The following is a 15342-nucleotide window of genomic DNA, read 5'->3' as shown; positions in this document are numbered from 1 at the left end:
GCAATGATAGTTTTTTTCGAAGTGTTTTGACTATGGAATCAGGCGGTATTTTGAGTTTAGGCGGCACTGTAGGAAGTAAACTTGCAGACGTAGACCAAGTGTTTTCGGGCTTTCTTGATTTTAACTTTGCTCTATACCAACAATAATACCAACAATCATTTTTATTATGGCTGTTTTCCTAAGGTTACTGGTATAGTCGCTTTTTGACTGGAATATAGTTTAGGGATTAATTTTGAAATCTTTTATAATTAGATTGCTACAAGTGATTTGGGTTTTAAGTGCTGCACTCGCTCTTATTGTTGCCGTTGTGAATCTTTTTGATGGTTCTTTTGATATGGTAATGGGCACTATAGGCGGCTTTTTTGGTTGGGCTATCTTTCTAATAATAGTACAGTATTTGATATTTGCTAAGTTAGACCCTAGATGTTTGTTTGATGGAATTTTGAATAATAAATAAATGGTTTAAATCCTGATTGGTGCGCTGTAGAGGCATCGAACTGTCGGCTGTAAGTCCAGTGTTTACGGTATTTCTTGCTCATTCCAATATTTCTTTAACAGTATTTTTAACAACTTGTGACTGTTATGTTTGATCAAAAATAGGCGTTCTATTGTCCCGAAAGTCGCTACTTTCCTTGTTTGATCGGTAAGTAAGGAAGTGAACATTCAGACGTAGCCCAAGTGAAATCAATGGGTTCAGATTTTTTTCTTTAGGATATACCGCATTATGTGAAAGTCACTCACGTTTTGGCGTGTGTTTTGGAACAATCACAATCTGTGGGTGTCCTGATTTTTAGGTGACTGAGTGAATAGGGTGTGAAGTTATTAACACCTAGATTTGGGCTATGTATTGTCCGATCACCATTGGTGACTGTATCGCCTTGTCTGCTTGCACACGCGCAAATATCGTGCATTTTCTTTGCGTTCTGTTTGTACCAATTCGCACTTTGACCTATACAAAACTATACCTAGTTGCTGCTACTGGTGGCGGTCTAATATCGGTATAAGTTGCGAGACTGCTCATACTGAAAATAGACGCAAAGCTCTTGAAGAACGTCTAGAGTTTGAACGCGAGTTTCATTCTAGTAATTAAGGTATATGCTGTGCTAATTACAGTTGATTTTTATTATCTGAAAATCTTTAATTGTAGATTCAAGCTGCCAGCTCATGATTCAGTTATTAGTATAGAACGTATTTAAAAATAAGGAACGTTGTAAATACTGAGGCTATAACTTACCTTCCACTTTAAATGGTTTTGAGAAATTAAGTATTAGAAAACTGACAACAGACAATATAATCGCTGTCTCATAGTTCTCATAAGCCACAGAAATGCCGATGGCTGCAGTATTCCATAAACTAGCCGCCGTTGCAGTCCCTCTAACACCGTCTTCGCTTTTAAAAATTGCACCACCCCCAATAAAACCCATACCAGTAATAATACCGTACATTACCCTCGCCTCAATAGCTGATTCTTGATAGGTATTAATACCGACCATCATGAATGCACATGATGCAATAGTCACTAATGGAAAGGTTCTAAGTCCCGCCCCATGTTTTTTCATCTCACGATTAAATGCTATTGGTAGAGATAGTATGAAAGCAATTCCTAATTGAAAAAGTTGGTATGCCAATACCTCTAAGCTCAAATTAAATTGGAACATAGCTTATTTACTCTCTGTTAGGTAGGTTTGAGAAGTTGCTACTGAAATGAATCGCAAAAATCCTGAGTAATTTGTGGTGGATGCGAAAAATTTTAAGCAAATAAACTAAAAAGCCCAATCTAGATGATTGGGCTTTTTATTGGATATTATTAAGAATGACTCAATATAAAACAAATAGATTTCAACCTCTATTTAACGTTGTCGCCCCAAGTAATAATAGGTTTAGCCAAACGGTAAGTGGCTGCTGCGTTTTTAGCACCAACCATACTAGCGACAAAAGTTAGGAGAGCACTGATCAACCAAAAAAGACCAGTATACAAAGCGGTCTTACGTGCTACATTTTCAGCTTGTTGCATTTTTTGCTCTGCAGTTTGTTTTGCTTCTGCAATATACTGCTCAGTTTTCATTTTATATTCATTAAATGACTGTTGAACCTCTGTACGTACTTGTATTGCTTGTGCTTCAGTTAGCCCTTCTCGTTCCAAGCGAGTAATAAGTTCAGGGCCTTTTAGCATTTTTTCAATAGCTTCCATACGCTGTTTTGCATATACGTCAATATTGCGCCATGTATTCAGGTCAGTGAAATCCATGTTGCTAACTTGGCTCTTAGTTTGAGAAAACATATCTTTTATGACACTACTAGTAGCAGCGATTTGTTGTTGATTTAAGTTCTGGGTGTTTTTGGCAACCATTGCTTGTATATCTTCTTCACTAATGTCACCTGATACACGCTGGTAAACTTCCTGTGCCTTTTGTTGCACACCTTCACTTTGTGATGCTGCTCCAGCAGCAGTTGCACCGATAGTAGCTGTCGTAGCTGCTGTTTTAGCAACAGCACTAACCGTAGATCCTACAGCGTTACCTGCTGTTGCTAGAATGCTAGTAGCACTACTCATAGCAAAAAATGTAGTTAGCAATACGATTAAGGCAGCAGTAAGCATACCCGTTAAGCTAGCGTCCTTTGGATCAATATCGGTCCCATCACCAAACAAAGCTTCAGGCGCTGAAAATTTAATCGCGAAATAACCGGCTACAAATGCACTCACTATTGAAGTAACTGCAGCGTAAATACCAGCAGCAATACTGGTGCCTTTTAAATCAAAAGGTAAAAAAGAGCTTAGAATTAAGGCAAGGGCGATCATTGCCATCACCACTATTAGTCCCATGACAAGACCGGCGAATATACCGCGCCAAGATGGACGGCGCTGCGATGAGTAGGTAGGTGACATAGTTGTTCCTTATGAGATCGTCCGTGTATTTTGTCTTAAGTCACATATTGTTTTTATAAGGTGCATTGTGAATAAAATCCTCAAACACACACTGATGATAAGGGATTAAACATCACGTTGATATTGCTATTGGGTAGATATATGAGAAGATCGTGTAAAGGGGAAGTTAAGTATTTATAAGAATAATATAAATTTAAGGAGACTTAAGTATTTAACTAAACAAGTAAAATGAAAACATTAGTAAATGTGCTTCTCGTCTATGACCTAAGTTTTGATATTACTGCTCTTAGTTTTAAATTGTGTAAATCTATCAAGTATTTCGAATAAAAGCTATAAATATTGATTAGGCTAACGATAGATTGGCTCGAAGTATTTTGACTAGATTATCAGGTGATATTTTGAGTGTGGACGGCATGGTAGGAAGTAAACAATCGGCTGTAGCTCAAGTTATTTTAGGCTTTTTTAACTTAACTGGCTGCTATGTAAAAAAAATAACATTTGGCTGTCGCTACTAAGCAAAACTTGCTGCCGTTTCTGTTCAGATACTTAGATCATTTTGCAACTATTCACCCCAATTTTATTTTTTCCTATGCGGTCAGTAACTACTTGGTGTTTTGAGTTGAGAAAAAACGCACTTACCCAGTATAAAAATATATATGCTAGCATTATTATATAAATATATATATTGATAGTCTATAGACTTCCTTAAGTCTATAGACTATTGTTTAATAATAAAGATAGATAATATTACTATGTTGTTTACCCTAATAAGGGATCAAGCCATGAAAGAACCAAGAGATTTTAAAGGAACGATAAACCTAGAAGAGAGAAGGGTCTTAGAAGAAATAAGAGACTTAAAAGGGACAATAGATCTAGAAGGAAGATTAGACACAAAAGCTAGAATAATCTTAGAAGCAACAATAGACCTAGAAGAACCAAGAGATTTTAAAGGAACGATAGACCTAGAAGAAAGAAGGGTCTTAGAAGAAACAAGAGACTTAAAAGGAACAATAGATCTAGAAGGAACAATGGACACAGAAGCTAGAATAATCTTAAAAGCATTGCCATCAGATGAAGTTGATACATCAAGAACAGAGCTGTTATCAGAAGTACCTACATGAAGGGTTGGACCATGACCCTAACTCGGCTACTCCGACAAATATAGACTAAAAAGCTACTGTAAAGATTGTTTCAACAGGGAATGTTGCTTTGAAGGAACATTCCCTGTTGAATTAGTAAAGGTAACTGATGAAATACTCATATCTTAAAAAATATTAACAAGATAAGAAATGATAGCTAAAAGTAGATTTGCAATAAATAAAACCCCTAATTTTTTAGGGATTTTTTATGCTTACTAATTTAGTGTTAATCCTACATAAGGAACCAAACTGGCGTCCCTGGTTTCTGCGGTGTGAGGCTATTTGTTTTTAGTCTTTAGGATATACCTATAATCAGATATACAAGAGAAACTCTAACTGTTTTAATTTAACACTTAGAAAAACTTAGGGTTTGTTGATCTTAGTTGTATTAATCTTTGATGACCACGGCAGTTTAGAGTTTTGCCACCCATTTATGGTACGAAATCCCTTCATGACACCTTTCTTTACTGCACTACCTTGAAAACCGTGATCGATATACTTCACGTTTGAAAAGCCTTGAGTGAGCAGATAATCGGCGCTAGGCTTGCCACGTTCAGAGCCTGATCGACACATGGTCACTATCAGAGCGTCTTTACCAAGCCCTTTAGCCTTAAGAGCCTTCTCAACGTCGCTAGCAAAGTTTGAATTGCTTTGCATTGTAAAAACAGCCTTATCTTCATTAAACCGCTTGCGATCCACCAATTTGAAGGGAATGTTGATATCCACAGCATCCGTAGACCCGATAAACATAATTTCCACAGGATCTCTGATATCGATAAACAACATCTGGTCAGGATTTTTTTGTACGAGATTCCAAACAGACTCTGGAGTTACTGATAGGGCATCTTCCGCAATAGCAGGAGCAATCAAACCGAGCATTATGAATAATGACAATATAATAGTTTTCATTTTTTCCTCTTTAGGATCACCCTGTCTAATATAATAATTAAGATTAGAGGGCAGATTATGGTCTAACTGAAAGTAGCAATATTAGGGCTGCGAAGTCCTGCTCTGTTTGATTTGATGTCATCACAACGTTAATGATTCTTACGTTAATATTGACAGTTTCTCACCTATTTACTTTGATTTCATAATTGAATAATTATAATAGGCTCACTGTAGCACTTTATTATGCTAATATATATTATATAAATATATATATTTTTAAATTGATTTCTAAATCAATTTATTTTCATAAATAAAGATTTTTGAATGAGTGTCATTAGAGTAATTTCAGTCGTTATTCACCATATGTCTAAACGTAACAGCAAATAATTTAGAAAAAAATGAGAGAAAATATGAAACGGATTCTTTTAACTGCACTTACCGCGATGACTACATTTTTAGCCGTTGGTTCTGCCTCCGCTGAAGAAACTCGTCATATCAAGCCCTCAGTGCCGCCTTTATTAGTGATTGTCACCTCAGGTGATGCGCAAGTGCAGCTAATGTCAATGGTGCTCACGATGCAATCAGCGCAGCAAGGGGCAAAAACTAACGTACTGCTTTGTGGTGCAGCGGGTGATATGGCATTGCGTGATGCGCCTAATAGCGTGACTGCCGGTCAACCGCTCATGAATATGAGCGCACAAGGCTTGATGAAAACAGTGATGGAAAAGACCAACACCAAAGTTGAGGTTTGTGCCATTTACTTACCAGGTAAAGGACTCGACCAATCTGCACTCATTGATGGTGTGACAGCAGCAGACCCAGTAGCAGTTGCTAAACTCATGATTAGTAGAGATACGAAAATAGTCAGCTTTTAATGATTAAAGCTATTGGATTTTCAATCAATGGTTCACTCTTATTAAGTACGCCTGCTATACAAGTTCAAACCAAAAAAAAGCCATTTTATATTTTTAATATAAAATGGCTTTTTTTGGTTTGAATAGATGCCGAGATAAGACGGGTATGCCCTAATGGGCTTAATTTCCGGTCAAATAAAGCATCACTAGTTCTTATTTGGTCATTGCACTCGTCATCAAATACCTATAACTATTAACGAATATTAAACGTCGGTTGTGGAGGTGTGTTCGATGCCTGTATAGCGCACCGACATAATTTAATGAGTTGGTAATTGCTAAACTGATTGAATAAGTTCGGTTCCTTAGTGAGGACTTGAACATCAGTCTGTGAGCTTTGCACGCTAATAGATCAAGCTATTTAGGGGATTATGGTTGTACTTGGTAATGTACGTCATGTGAGATTTTTAATAGTAAATTCAGGTATTGCCACGCTAAAAGTAGATATGATCCAAACTATTAAACATACTTGTCTAGTTGATGTAGACTTGAATAAATCAGAGTATTTATTTAATAAAAGATCTGATTTAATAAAAGATGTATGTCTGCTAACAGGAATAATTTTTTTAGAATGGGCGCAATACATAGATTATTGGATTGGTTATATCTGCTTTCAAAATGAACAGATTAAAGTCATTTGCGAAGAGTTTCCTAACAACCTCAGTTTTGAGCCAGATTCAATTAATAGGACAGAGCTACTTTTAGAAAAGTTAGTATGAAACAGATATGATTTTTTCAGCTTGGTTCGTTTAACGAAACAGGTTGACTATTTAGTATAGAAAGAGCAGAAATCCACCGATTTTACTGCTCTTTTATATTGTTAAATTCCTTTTTCAAAAATAGTGCCTCTTTTGAATCTAGAGCCTTTAAACATTGTTTTCGTAATAATCGGATAAGCAATACCGGCAACGATTAATCCGATCAGCCAAGCAAGGTCAACGAATACAAATGCTGCCGCTGTACCGATACCAAGTGCCAGTAGGGCTGAAGGGTTCACACCATCAAAGCTTCCATCTTTTTTGTATAACTCTTCGATATCGATATGCTGTTTTCTCATAAAGTAGAAGTCAACAAGCAGAATCGCAATTAACGGTCCAAGAAAAGCTGAGTAGACATGAACAAACGTATCCAGTCCTTTTGCATTATCATCCTGCACTAATAGCCACGGGAATGATCCCATTGCAAGCAGTCCGGTAATTGTAACTGAAGCTTTGTAGTTCAGTTTCGTAAATAGTTGAATCACATAAGCTGGTGTAACAATGTTTGCTACCATATTGGTGGCAATGGCACCAAACACAATAAAGATAGAGATGAATAACTGCATATAAACGTTATCGAATAATGCTGGTAGTCCTAGTGCTGGATTCGTAAAACCTGTCGCACTTGCAAGCATGGCGCCTACAACGATCACCGAGCCATAAGAAACGATAATGGGCACAAAGTAAAAAAGCCCTCTTTTTCTGTCCGTGTAGCCTGTTTTCAGCTCACGTGAATAGTCTGCTGCACTTAAAAAGATAGCCGCATAGTTACCAAGAAACACCATAATGTAGGCAAAGAACGCGATTCCCCATGTACCTTCGGCATTAATCCAAGAAGTTGAAATGGCTGCACTGTGATCTTTCATCAATATGATAAATACGGTAATGACGATACCCATCAGCACCACAGATGCCACCGACTCAACCATTTTAATGCTATGAAAGCCTTTCATTGAAAGCAATATTTGCGCCACTAAAAGAATGATGAATCCGACAAATACATTATCAAAAGCGCCACTCGACAGTATTTTAAACACTTCATTTAATGCGGTGCCGCCAATCCAGCTTTGAACACCGTACCAAATCACAGCAGGCACTGCACGGAGCAGTGAAGAGAGCAACGTTCCTTTCTTGCCAAATGATGCTCTTAAGTGAGCCACGTAGGGAATACCGTATTTATAGCCTACTCGGTCGTTTAACGTAAAGAAGGCAGAAACAATGGCGATTGCAATTAATGCGGCTGTGATGGTCTGCCAAATATTCAATATTGCCATACCTGCAACGATAACACTCGCACCAAGTGTCATATTACCCATGTTTACACCGTCTCCGACCCACAAAGACATATAGCCAAATGCACCTAAGGTTCTATCTTCTGGGCCATTTGGCTTAAGGCTTTCATCGCCTGTCGTTTCAACAGCTATCGTTTTTACTTCTGCTGTCGCTGCGCCACCTTTTGTGTAATCCATTACGCTCTCCTTCCTTGGAAATATTTTCAGTGAGTTACAAGTCTATTAATATTAAATTGGCAGCGCATACGCTCCAATTTTACTCGTTTTTAGTCCGCAGCTTACTAAGGCTTCGACCATGCGAGTGGCGACAGTGACCCCATCAATAACAGGTACACCCGTCTCTTCTGTCAACCATTCTGTCAGGTCAGCCATACCAGCGCACCCTAAAACGATAGCCTCACAATTATCTTCATGAACCGCCCGCAAAATTTCGTCACGGACTTTTTCACGAGCACCTGAACCAGCTTCTTCGAGTGCTAGTACGGGTATTGCAGCAGAGCGTACTCGTCTACACCGATGTGACAAACCATAACCATGAATAAGCTCTTCAATCACAGGTACAGAACGGGGTAAAGTCGTCACGACACTAAAAGAGGTCGAGATCATACTTGCTGCTTTGACTGCCGCTTCACAAATCCCAAGAACGGGACCTGAAAACACCTCACGACAAGCTCCGATACCAGGATCATCAAAACAAGCGACTACTACGCCATCGATACCTTCCTTTTCGGCTTGTTTTAAGCGCGCAAGTAATCCTGGAACAGACATGGCTTCATCATAATGTCCTTGGATAGAAGCAGGCGCATTGGTTCCAGAAGCGCCAATAATGGTAGTGCCAGCACTTGCCTTTTGACGTGCGCTTGCTACGATCTTATCCGTCATAGATGCCGTTGAATTAGGGTTTATCACTAGAATATTCATAGAGTACCACCATCAATTATTTAGTTAATAACAGCAAAAGGATTGTTAACAATTTATGTTAACAATCATTGTTAACTAAATTTGTTAACAAAACAATAGATATTTTTATTAATTCTTGTTAAGAATGGTTTAGCGAACTATAATCGCCCTCATGATGAAAATAAAAAATATAGAGACTGAAACTGACGAAATACCAGAACAGATGATTATTAATTCAATCACCGCTGCGGTATCAGAGCAGCGGCTGCCTGCTGGCACAAAGTTAGTAGAAACAACGTTAAGTGAAATATTTAACTGTAATAGAGCGAATGTTAGACGGGCACTTTCTACGCTCGCTACTATGCATGTTGTCCAGTTACAACCTAACCGAGGTGCGTTTATTTCAACACCTTCTCCTAAAGAAGCAAGCGATGTATTTGAAGCTCGCCGTACCATTGAACGAATCGTAGCCTGCAATGTTATTAGGAATGCTTGCGCACAAGACATCGTTGATATGCGAGCAACAATAGCTGCTGAAGCCAAAGCACGCGCGCAAGGAGACAAACCAGCTGAATTACGCTTATCACGTAAGTTTCATATGGATTTAGCTGTTATTGCTGATAATCAAGTTTTAGAGAAGTTTTTGAGCGAGCTGACACTGCGTACTACATTAATCATTGGCTTATATAACAAGCTCGGCTCGTCGAACTGTGCCGAAGATGAGCATTCGCGTATTGTGCAAGCGATTGAGGAACGAGATGAAAAACAACTGATTCGATTAATTGATCAACATTTGGAACATCTAGAATCGAGTCTTGATTTTGAGCGATCTCTTGAACCTCTTGCTACTTTAGCAGAACAATTGAACGCTTGATGCTTTCCTAGACTGAGCGTAACTACCTCACCCTGATATTATTAGGAACGTCACATCCTAGTAAAAAGAGAAAGCACACTTTTTAGACTAAAAAGTGTGCTTTCTCTTGCTTATGGAAGCGATAAGCGACCATGCTTTCATATGGTCTGTTATACAGGTCATTTCCCCTAAAACTCTACGTTCATGGAATAAAAAACATATGGATCAAAATGCATCTGTGAATGTGCGATTTCAAAGCTTTGATGTGAGCATTGAAGATTATGAAAAAGGAAGCAGAGAGCTAAAACAAACTCTTGGTTGAGAGCTTCAATAAAATGTAGAAGTCTGAGGTGATTGAATATCTAATGGGAAACTGGAATGGTGCTAATAATGTTGAATCAGCCACGCTTGAATGGGTAAATTGGTTCAAGAAGACTCGTTTACATAGTACGATTTGGTATACCGTTAATAACTTAAACGAATTTTTAACTAGACAAGGTAACCAAAGTTTAGTGCGAATTTGCGAAAAAAACTCTAAAAACTACGCTATTTTCCTATAACAGTGCCTATGGTAAAGGAATTTAGAAACTAGCTTTAAAGTCGTTTTTGTTGCGTTTAGTGGCTTAATAGACTGCCTACATTTAGGTATAGGCTGTAAGGACAGGTTTTATCTTATATTGAATGTATAACGTTCTTTGTCGTATGAAGCAACGTATGGCACTATTTTTTTAGAATAAGTTTTATTATTATCAGTATAGTTAATAGATATTGAATCTTCATAACTTGTGTATTGGATAGCGTAACTATAGGAAGAGTTAGCTGGTAAATCACCTATTCTGTCTACCCTTTTGGAACTTGTATATTTGATAGTTACGTTGGATACAAGGTAAGGGGTTTCATTGTTTATGATAATTTTGCCTTTATTCTTCTCGAAATATGAGCAGGATATTAAAAGCACACTCGTCAAACCTATTAAAATATTTTTATTAAACACCATACTCACCTCATATTTACCAAAGCGCTGATACAATCATAGCTTTTGCAGTGTATTAAAAATAGAGTTCCTGATTACTCTTTAAATTATTGCCAAACTAAATTTCCTATCATAGATAAGGATTTATTATGAAACTTACCACTAAAGATAAATTGAATTCATTGATACCCACCATATATTATAACTCTAGCTGTACCTGTAAAAAATGTGGCTGCACCTGTCATTCAATTTGTGATAAATGTGATATGTGTTCAAAATGTTGCCAATGCGCTGAAAAATAATAGACCTTATAGCTGGTTGCCTTTTATATTATCATCCATGATTAAAGAAGCCGCCCTCTAGCCCAGAGGGCGGCTTCTTAATATTTCAGAGTTACGATTTATGACTTCTCTATCTATCCCTTATTCACTGCAATCCAGTTGTTCATTTGCTCAATTTCAGACTGCTGTGCATCTCTGTATCAGTGCCGTATTTCAGCCATCTCTACCGCACCGATATGGTGACTAAGCATCCCTTGAGCAAATGTGGTGTCAGGGTCGTTATCAGTCATACCAATCATTATCTCATCATGCATGACAGTCATAGCGCCCGTATAGTCTTTAAACATATCGGTCATTGGTCCACTATCAATTATTAATTTGCGCTAAGTTTCTCCTATGTTCTCTCCCGTATTATAGATTTATACCAATAAGATTACTGACGAAAATCTTAAACGAAATGTCAGCAATTGACTCCATATCAAGGATAAATCTTATGAAAAACTTATCAATGTTAACCAAATCAATGCTCGTTGCTCTCACTGTTGTAGTAGGTGTAGGCGCAACCGCTATCGCAGCGCCTGTTGCCAATACCAAAGCTGTGAACAGCTCAAATGAAGCGGTTAGTGCCATGCAAAGTAAAATCAGCCTAACGCAGGCAATCAACATCGCCAAACAAAACGCTAAAGGCGATCTGGTCAGTGCAGAGTTTGATTATGACGATGATGACGCGACTAGCAAATATGAAGTCGAATTTGTGGGAAACGGCACTTCATATGAAGTGAAGATTGATGCTAATACCGGTAAAGTCCTCAAGACTGAGCAAGAGAAACTAGATAGAAAAGACATGGCTGAATACAGTGCTATGAAGCAAGCCAAAGTTACCCTTACCAGTGCCATGCAAACAGCCGCACAAAGTGTGAATGGTAAAGTAATCAGTGCTAAGTTTGAGCTAGAAAAAGGTCAGTCTGTTTATGACATCGAAGTTGTTAAAGGCAATCAGATATATGACGTCAGCATAGATGCCAATACTGGCAAAGTCTTAAGCAGTCAGGTTGATGTAGAAGATGATGATTAAAAATATTTAGTGCTTTAAGGTTTAATCGCCAGCTAGTCGTCTCTACTGAGGAGACTACCAAAGCCATCATTTCATTGATGATCGCGCTTAACCTGCATTCTCAACCTTAGCCAAAAGCAGTCGTCGATACCATCGTAAAACAAGGTATCAACGACTGCTTGTTTTTTTGGATGGCGTTTAGAGTTCAAGTCCTCCCTATAGGACTGAGTCCATTCAATCGACTTGATAGGTATAATCAACAAATCAAAGTAATAAAAAATCACCCCTAATCCTAGAGTTAAGCTTTACAACACTATTGGTTTTACACTAATCGCTAGCGGGGCTACAAGCCTTCTAAAATAAGTAAAGCGATGACCATAGATGTGGCTATATAAATGAAACAGGCAGGCCGGTCATTCCTATCAAATACGAGACGCCAATATTTGATGGTGTCTTTATAGATTACTGAGATTTTCATCACGTTTAGTAGTTCTAAAATTGATATGCATGTCTGTTTTCTAGTTGTGCTTGATGATTTTATCAGCAGCTATTTTTAGTTTAGAAGGTAGTGACATAGAATGTGGGATAGGCTCACTCACTTACACTAGAAAATCAAAGCAGAGCTTTCATTGCCGTCTTTTTGATTAAAGATTGGCTTCATTTATCCGTCCTACGGTTTTCAATTTGTATAAGTTTTTTTGAATCTTTGACATCATAAAGAAGCTCTTTCGACGCCATCCCGATTTATACGATTCTGGATGTATATTTATTTTGTTGCCCATCTCTCCTAAAATGGGCACTGAGTTTCCTATATAATGTCAGTCATCTCGTTGTTGATGATTCATTCAATTTAGGCTTTTTTCTTAGTAAGAAAGGCTTTTTATTAGGTAAAAAGGGTGCTTTATGTTTAACACTTCCTCGACTCGTTTAAATAAATACATCAGCGAAAGCGGTATTTGCTCTCGTAGAGATGCTGACCGCTTTATTGAGCAAGGCAATGTATACCTCAATGGTAAACGTGCTGCGGTGGGTGCACAAGTGGTTGCCGGAGATACGGTGAAAGTCAACGGGCAGCTCATTGAGCCAAAAGAAGTTGATGACTTTGTTTTTATTGTGTTGAATAAGCCAGTCGGTATTGTGAGCACTACGGAAAGCTCTGAGAAAAATAACATTGTTGATTTTGTTAGGCATAGCGTACGTATTTTTCCGATTGGCCGTTTGGATAAAGACTCTCAGGGTTTGATCTTTTTGACCAGTAATGGCGATCTGGTTAATAAGGTGTTACGTGCTGGTAATAACCACGAGAAAGATTATGCGGTGACGGTGAATAAGCCGATAACGGATAATTTTATTGAGGGTTTGGCTGGTGGCGTACCTATTTTAGGGAAGATGACGAAAAAGTGCCCGGTTACTAAGGTAGCACCTAATGTGTTTAACATCACGCTAGTGCAGGGTTTGAACCGCCAAATTCGCCGTATGTGTGAGCATTTTGGCTATGAAGTCGTCAAGCTTGAGCGTACGCGAATTATGAATGTGAATCTTAAGGGTATTCCCGTTGGAGATTGGCGAGATTTAACAGAAAAAGAGTTGTCTGTTTTACTTAAATCTATAGAAGATTCTTCTTCAGAAGACAATTCTTCGGCTAAGAAATCTCGTAATGTGCCCCGAAAAAAGCCTCGTACTGATGATTCATCAAAAGCAAAAGCATCTTCAAAACCAGCGGGTGCAGCGAAGGGCAATGCTAAACATTCCCAAGATGGCGCTAAAAAACCAGCAGGTTCTAAAGGTAAAAATTGGCGTCCTTTTAGTGATGGCAAGAAATCTGGAGGTAAGGGCAAACCTGCTGCGAATGGCAAGCGCCCTACAAAAGGTCGAGGTTCTAAGCGGTCTTAGCAACTGTCCAAGTTAATGATGCCACTACACTTTAAATTCTGTCTGGTTCCCTGTAAAGGCATCGACCTGTCAGCTATAGACCAAGTGTTTACGGTGTTTGTTATTAATTTTGATACTCATTTAATAACACTTTTAACAACTTATGGCTATTATGTCTGGTCAAAAATAGGGGCTCACCTGTCCGATATGTTGTCAGTATAATATTGGTATAGCCTAGTCATAGGTTTATTCGGTGTACATCTTGAGCTTAACTCGAAGTATCTTTGACTTGTTTTTGTCTTACATTGAGTCGTTTTTGACAAGTAGATTTACTTGTCCGAAATGTCACTTTTTCTAGCTTGTTTCCTGCTTAAGGAACCAAACTGGTAGCCGTAACCATTGCAATTTAAGTGCTGCTAATTTCTTTCTTTGAAATACACCTCAACCTTGCAAGGCGACTGACGTTTTCACCCCTGTTTTTTAAACAATCACCATCTTTTTTGGGGGGGGCTAAGTTCCACAGCACCCATGAGTAGGTTATGAAGCTCTTCACACCAAGCTTTAGTGAGACCATATATAACTGATTTACATTAGTGACCTCGCTCATTTCATATATCTAATAATCTTCGCTGGATTACCGACAACAACGGCATAATCCGGCACATCTTTAGTGACAACTGCACCAGCGCCAACCATAGCTTTTTCGCCAATAGTAATTCCTGGGAGCAACGTTACATTCCCACCAATACTGCAGCCTTTTTTTAATGTAATGCCTAAAAAAACATCAGGGTACTGTTTAGAGCGTGGCATCAGATCATTGGTAAAAGTAACATTTGGACCAATAAATACATCATCTTCAATACGTGCGCCATCCCAAATGTGTGCACCAGATTTTACAGTTACATTATTGCCAATAATCACATCACTTTCGATTAATGTATGCGCGCAAATATTGCAACCCTGACCGATTTTTGCGCCTTTAAGAATGACTACAAATTGCCAAACCCGTGTTCCTTCGCCTATTTCACAAGGTGCTACATCTGCTAATGTATGAATAAAACTCATAACCTCACTTCCTATAAAAGCTAATAATTTAAAAAAATCCAATGTGAGGTCTATCTAACCTACGCCATTTTACAGCATGCTAATTTAGACTTTTGTTTTTTATTTGATGTTTTTGTATAGGTATTGGTACTATCTGATCGTGATTAGTGCGCTATAGAAGTATAGATTTATTAGCTGTATTCCTAGTTTTTTTTATTGTTTCCTTGCAGTATCTGTCATTGTGTTAGTAACATATTTAACTGTCGCGTCTGATCGCACTGGCTCAGATAACCGAATTTTTAGTCGTGCAAATATTGTACATTTTTATTGCGCTCAATTCGCACTTCGAGCTATACCTAGTCGCTGCTACTTTCATTGGTCTAACATTGGTATACCCTAGATAAATCATCTATCAAAACCAATAATCAAGATCACAGGCTATCTAAAACAGACTGACGCGCTAGAATCACTTTAAACACTCTATCAAAAG

14 protein-coding genes are annotated in these 15342 nt (G+C 38.2%); 7 read left to right on the top strand and 7 right to left on the bottom strand.

Features of this window, described 5'->3' with window-relative positions:
• Nucleotides 1-232: 232 nt before the first annotated feature.
• On the top strand, nt 233-457 hold the full coding sequence (locus H2245_RS11685; protein WP_182407588.1) for a hypothetical protein: 225 nt from the start codon (nt 233-235) through the stop codon (nt 455-457).
• A gap of 766 nt (nt 458-1223) precedes the next feature.
• Here the strand turns inward: H2245_RS11685 and H2245_RS11680 are convergent.
• Complete coding sequence (locus H2245_RS11680) at nt 1224-1658, bottom strand: MgtC/SapB family protein (protein WP_182407587.1); 435 nt, start codon at nt 1656-1658, stop codon at nt 1224-1226.
• A 188-nt stretch (nt 1659-1846) separates the two neighbouring features.
• The gene (locus H2245_RS11675; RefSeq protein ID WP_182407586.1) at nt 1847-2887 is read right to left on the bottom strand and encodes a hypothetical protein; all 1041 of its coding nucleotides are present in this window, start codon (nt 2885-2887) and stop codon (nt 1847-1849) included.
• A 782-nt stretch (nt 2888-3669) separates the two neighbouring features.
• On the opposite strand from H2245_RS11675, the gene H2245_RS11670 reads away from it, so the two are divergent.
• Nucleotides 3670-4008, top strand: a complete 339-nt coding sequence (locus H2245_RS11670) for a hypothetical protein (RefSeq protein WP_182407585.1) — start codon at nt 3670-3672, stop codon at nt 4006-4008.
• A gap of 381 nt (nt 4009-4389) precedes the next feature.
• Here H2245_RS11670 and H2245_RS11665 read toward each other — a convergent pair whose 3' ends face one another.
• Entirely contained in the window at nt 4390-4935 is a 546-nt protein-coding gene (locus H2245_RS11665; protein ID WP_182407584.1) for a rhodanese-like domain-containing protein, read from the bottom strand.
• A 389-nt stretch (nt 4936-5324) separates the two neighbouring features.
• Here H2245_RS11665 and H2245_RS11660 point away from each other — a divergent pair, with 389 nt between their 5' ends.
• Complete coding sequence (locus H2245_RS11660) at nt 5325-5789, top strand: hypothetical protein (RefSeq protein WP_182407583.1); 465 nt, start codon at nt 5325-5327, stop codon at nt 5787-5789.
• Between the two features lie 407 nt (nt 5790-6196).
• Complete coding sequence (locus tag H2245_RS11655) at nt 6197-6544, top strand: hypothetical protein (protein ID WP_182407582.1); 348 nt, start codon at nt 6197-6199, stop codon at nt 6542-6544.
• A 101-nt stretch (nt 6545-6645) separates the two neighbouring features.
• On the opposite strand, the gene H2245_RS11650 is transcribed toward H2245_RS11655, so the two are convergent.
• Both H2245_RS11650 and H2245_RS11645 read right to left on the bottom strand, forming a co-directional pair.
• Nucleotides 6646-8052 (bottom strand): NCS1 family transporter, encoded by a 1407-nt coding sequence (locus tag H2245_RS11650; protein ID WP_182407581.1) that lies wholly within the window; start codon nt 8050-8052, stop codon nt 6646-6648.
• A 51-nt stretch (nt 8053-8103) separates the two neighbouring features.
• A complete protein-coding gene (locus H2245_RS11645) occupies nt 8104-8796 on the bottom strand; it encodes an aspartate/glutamate racemase family protein (protein WP_182407580.1) in 693 nt (230 codons plus the stop codon).
• A gap of 151 nt (nt 8797-8947) precedes the next feature.
• Here H2245_RS11645 and H2245_RS11640 point away from each other — a divergent pair, with 151 nt between their 5' ends.
• On the top strand, nt 8948-9649 hold the full coding sequence (locus H2245_RS11640) for a GntR family transcriptional regulator (protein ID WP_182407579.1): 702 nt from the start codon (nt 8948-8950) through the stop codon (nt 9647-9649).
• Nucleotides 9650-11082: 1433 nt separating this feature from the next.
• On the opposite strand, the gene H2245_RS11635 is transcribed toward H2245_RS11640, so the two are convergent.
• Nucleotides 11083-11238, bottom strand: coding sequence for a DUF305 domain-containing protein (locus H2245_RS11635; protein WP_182407578.1), 156 nt, complete (start codon nt 11236-11238; stop codon nt 11083-11085).
• Between the two features lie 137 nt (nt 11239-11375).
• Between H2245_RS11635 and H2245_RS11630 the strand changes: the two genes are divergently transcribed.
• Both H2245_RS11630 and rluF read left to right on the top strand, forming a co-directional pair.
• The gene (locus tag H2245_RS11630) at nt 11376-11957 is read left to right on the top strand and encodes a PepSY domain-containing protein (RefSeq protein ID WP_182407577.1); all 582 of its coding nucleotides are present in this window, start codon (nt 11376-11378) and stop codon (nt 11955-11957) included.
• Nucleotides 11958-12839: 882 nt separating this feature from the next.
• On the top strand, nt 12840-13829 hold the full coding sequence (gene rluF / locus H2245_RS11625) for a 23S rRNA pseudouridine(2604) synthase RluF (RefSeq protein ID WP_182407576.1): 990 nt from the start codon (nt 12840-12842) through the stop codon (nt 13827-13829).
• 582 nt (nt 13830-14411) lie between these two features.
• Here rluF and H2245_RS11620 read toward each other — a convergent pair.
• Nucleotides 14412-14873, bottom strand: a complete 462-nt coding sequence (locus H2245_RS11620; RefSeq protein ID WP_182407575.1) for an acyltransferase — start codon at nt 14871-14873, stop codon at nt 14412-14414.
• Nucleotides 14874-15342 lie beyond the last annotated feature (469 nt).

Source organism: Psychrobacter sp. GP33 (assembly GCF_014119005.1).
Taxonomy (GTDB): Bacteria; Pseudomonadota; Gammaproteobacteria; order Pseudomonadales; family Moraxellaceae; genus Psychrobacter.
This window is presented reverse-complemented; position numbering and strand designations above follow the sequence as displayed.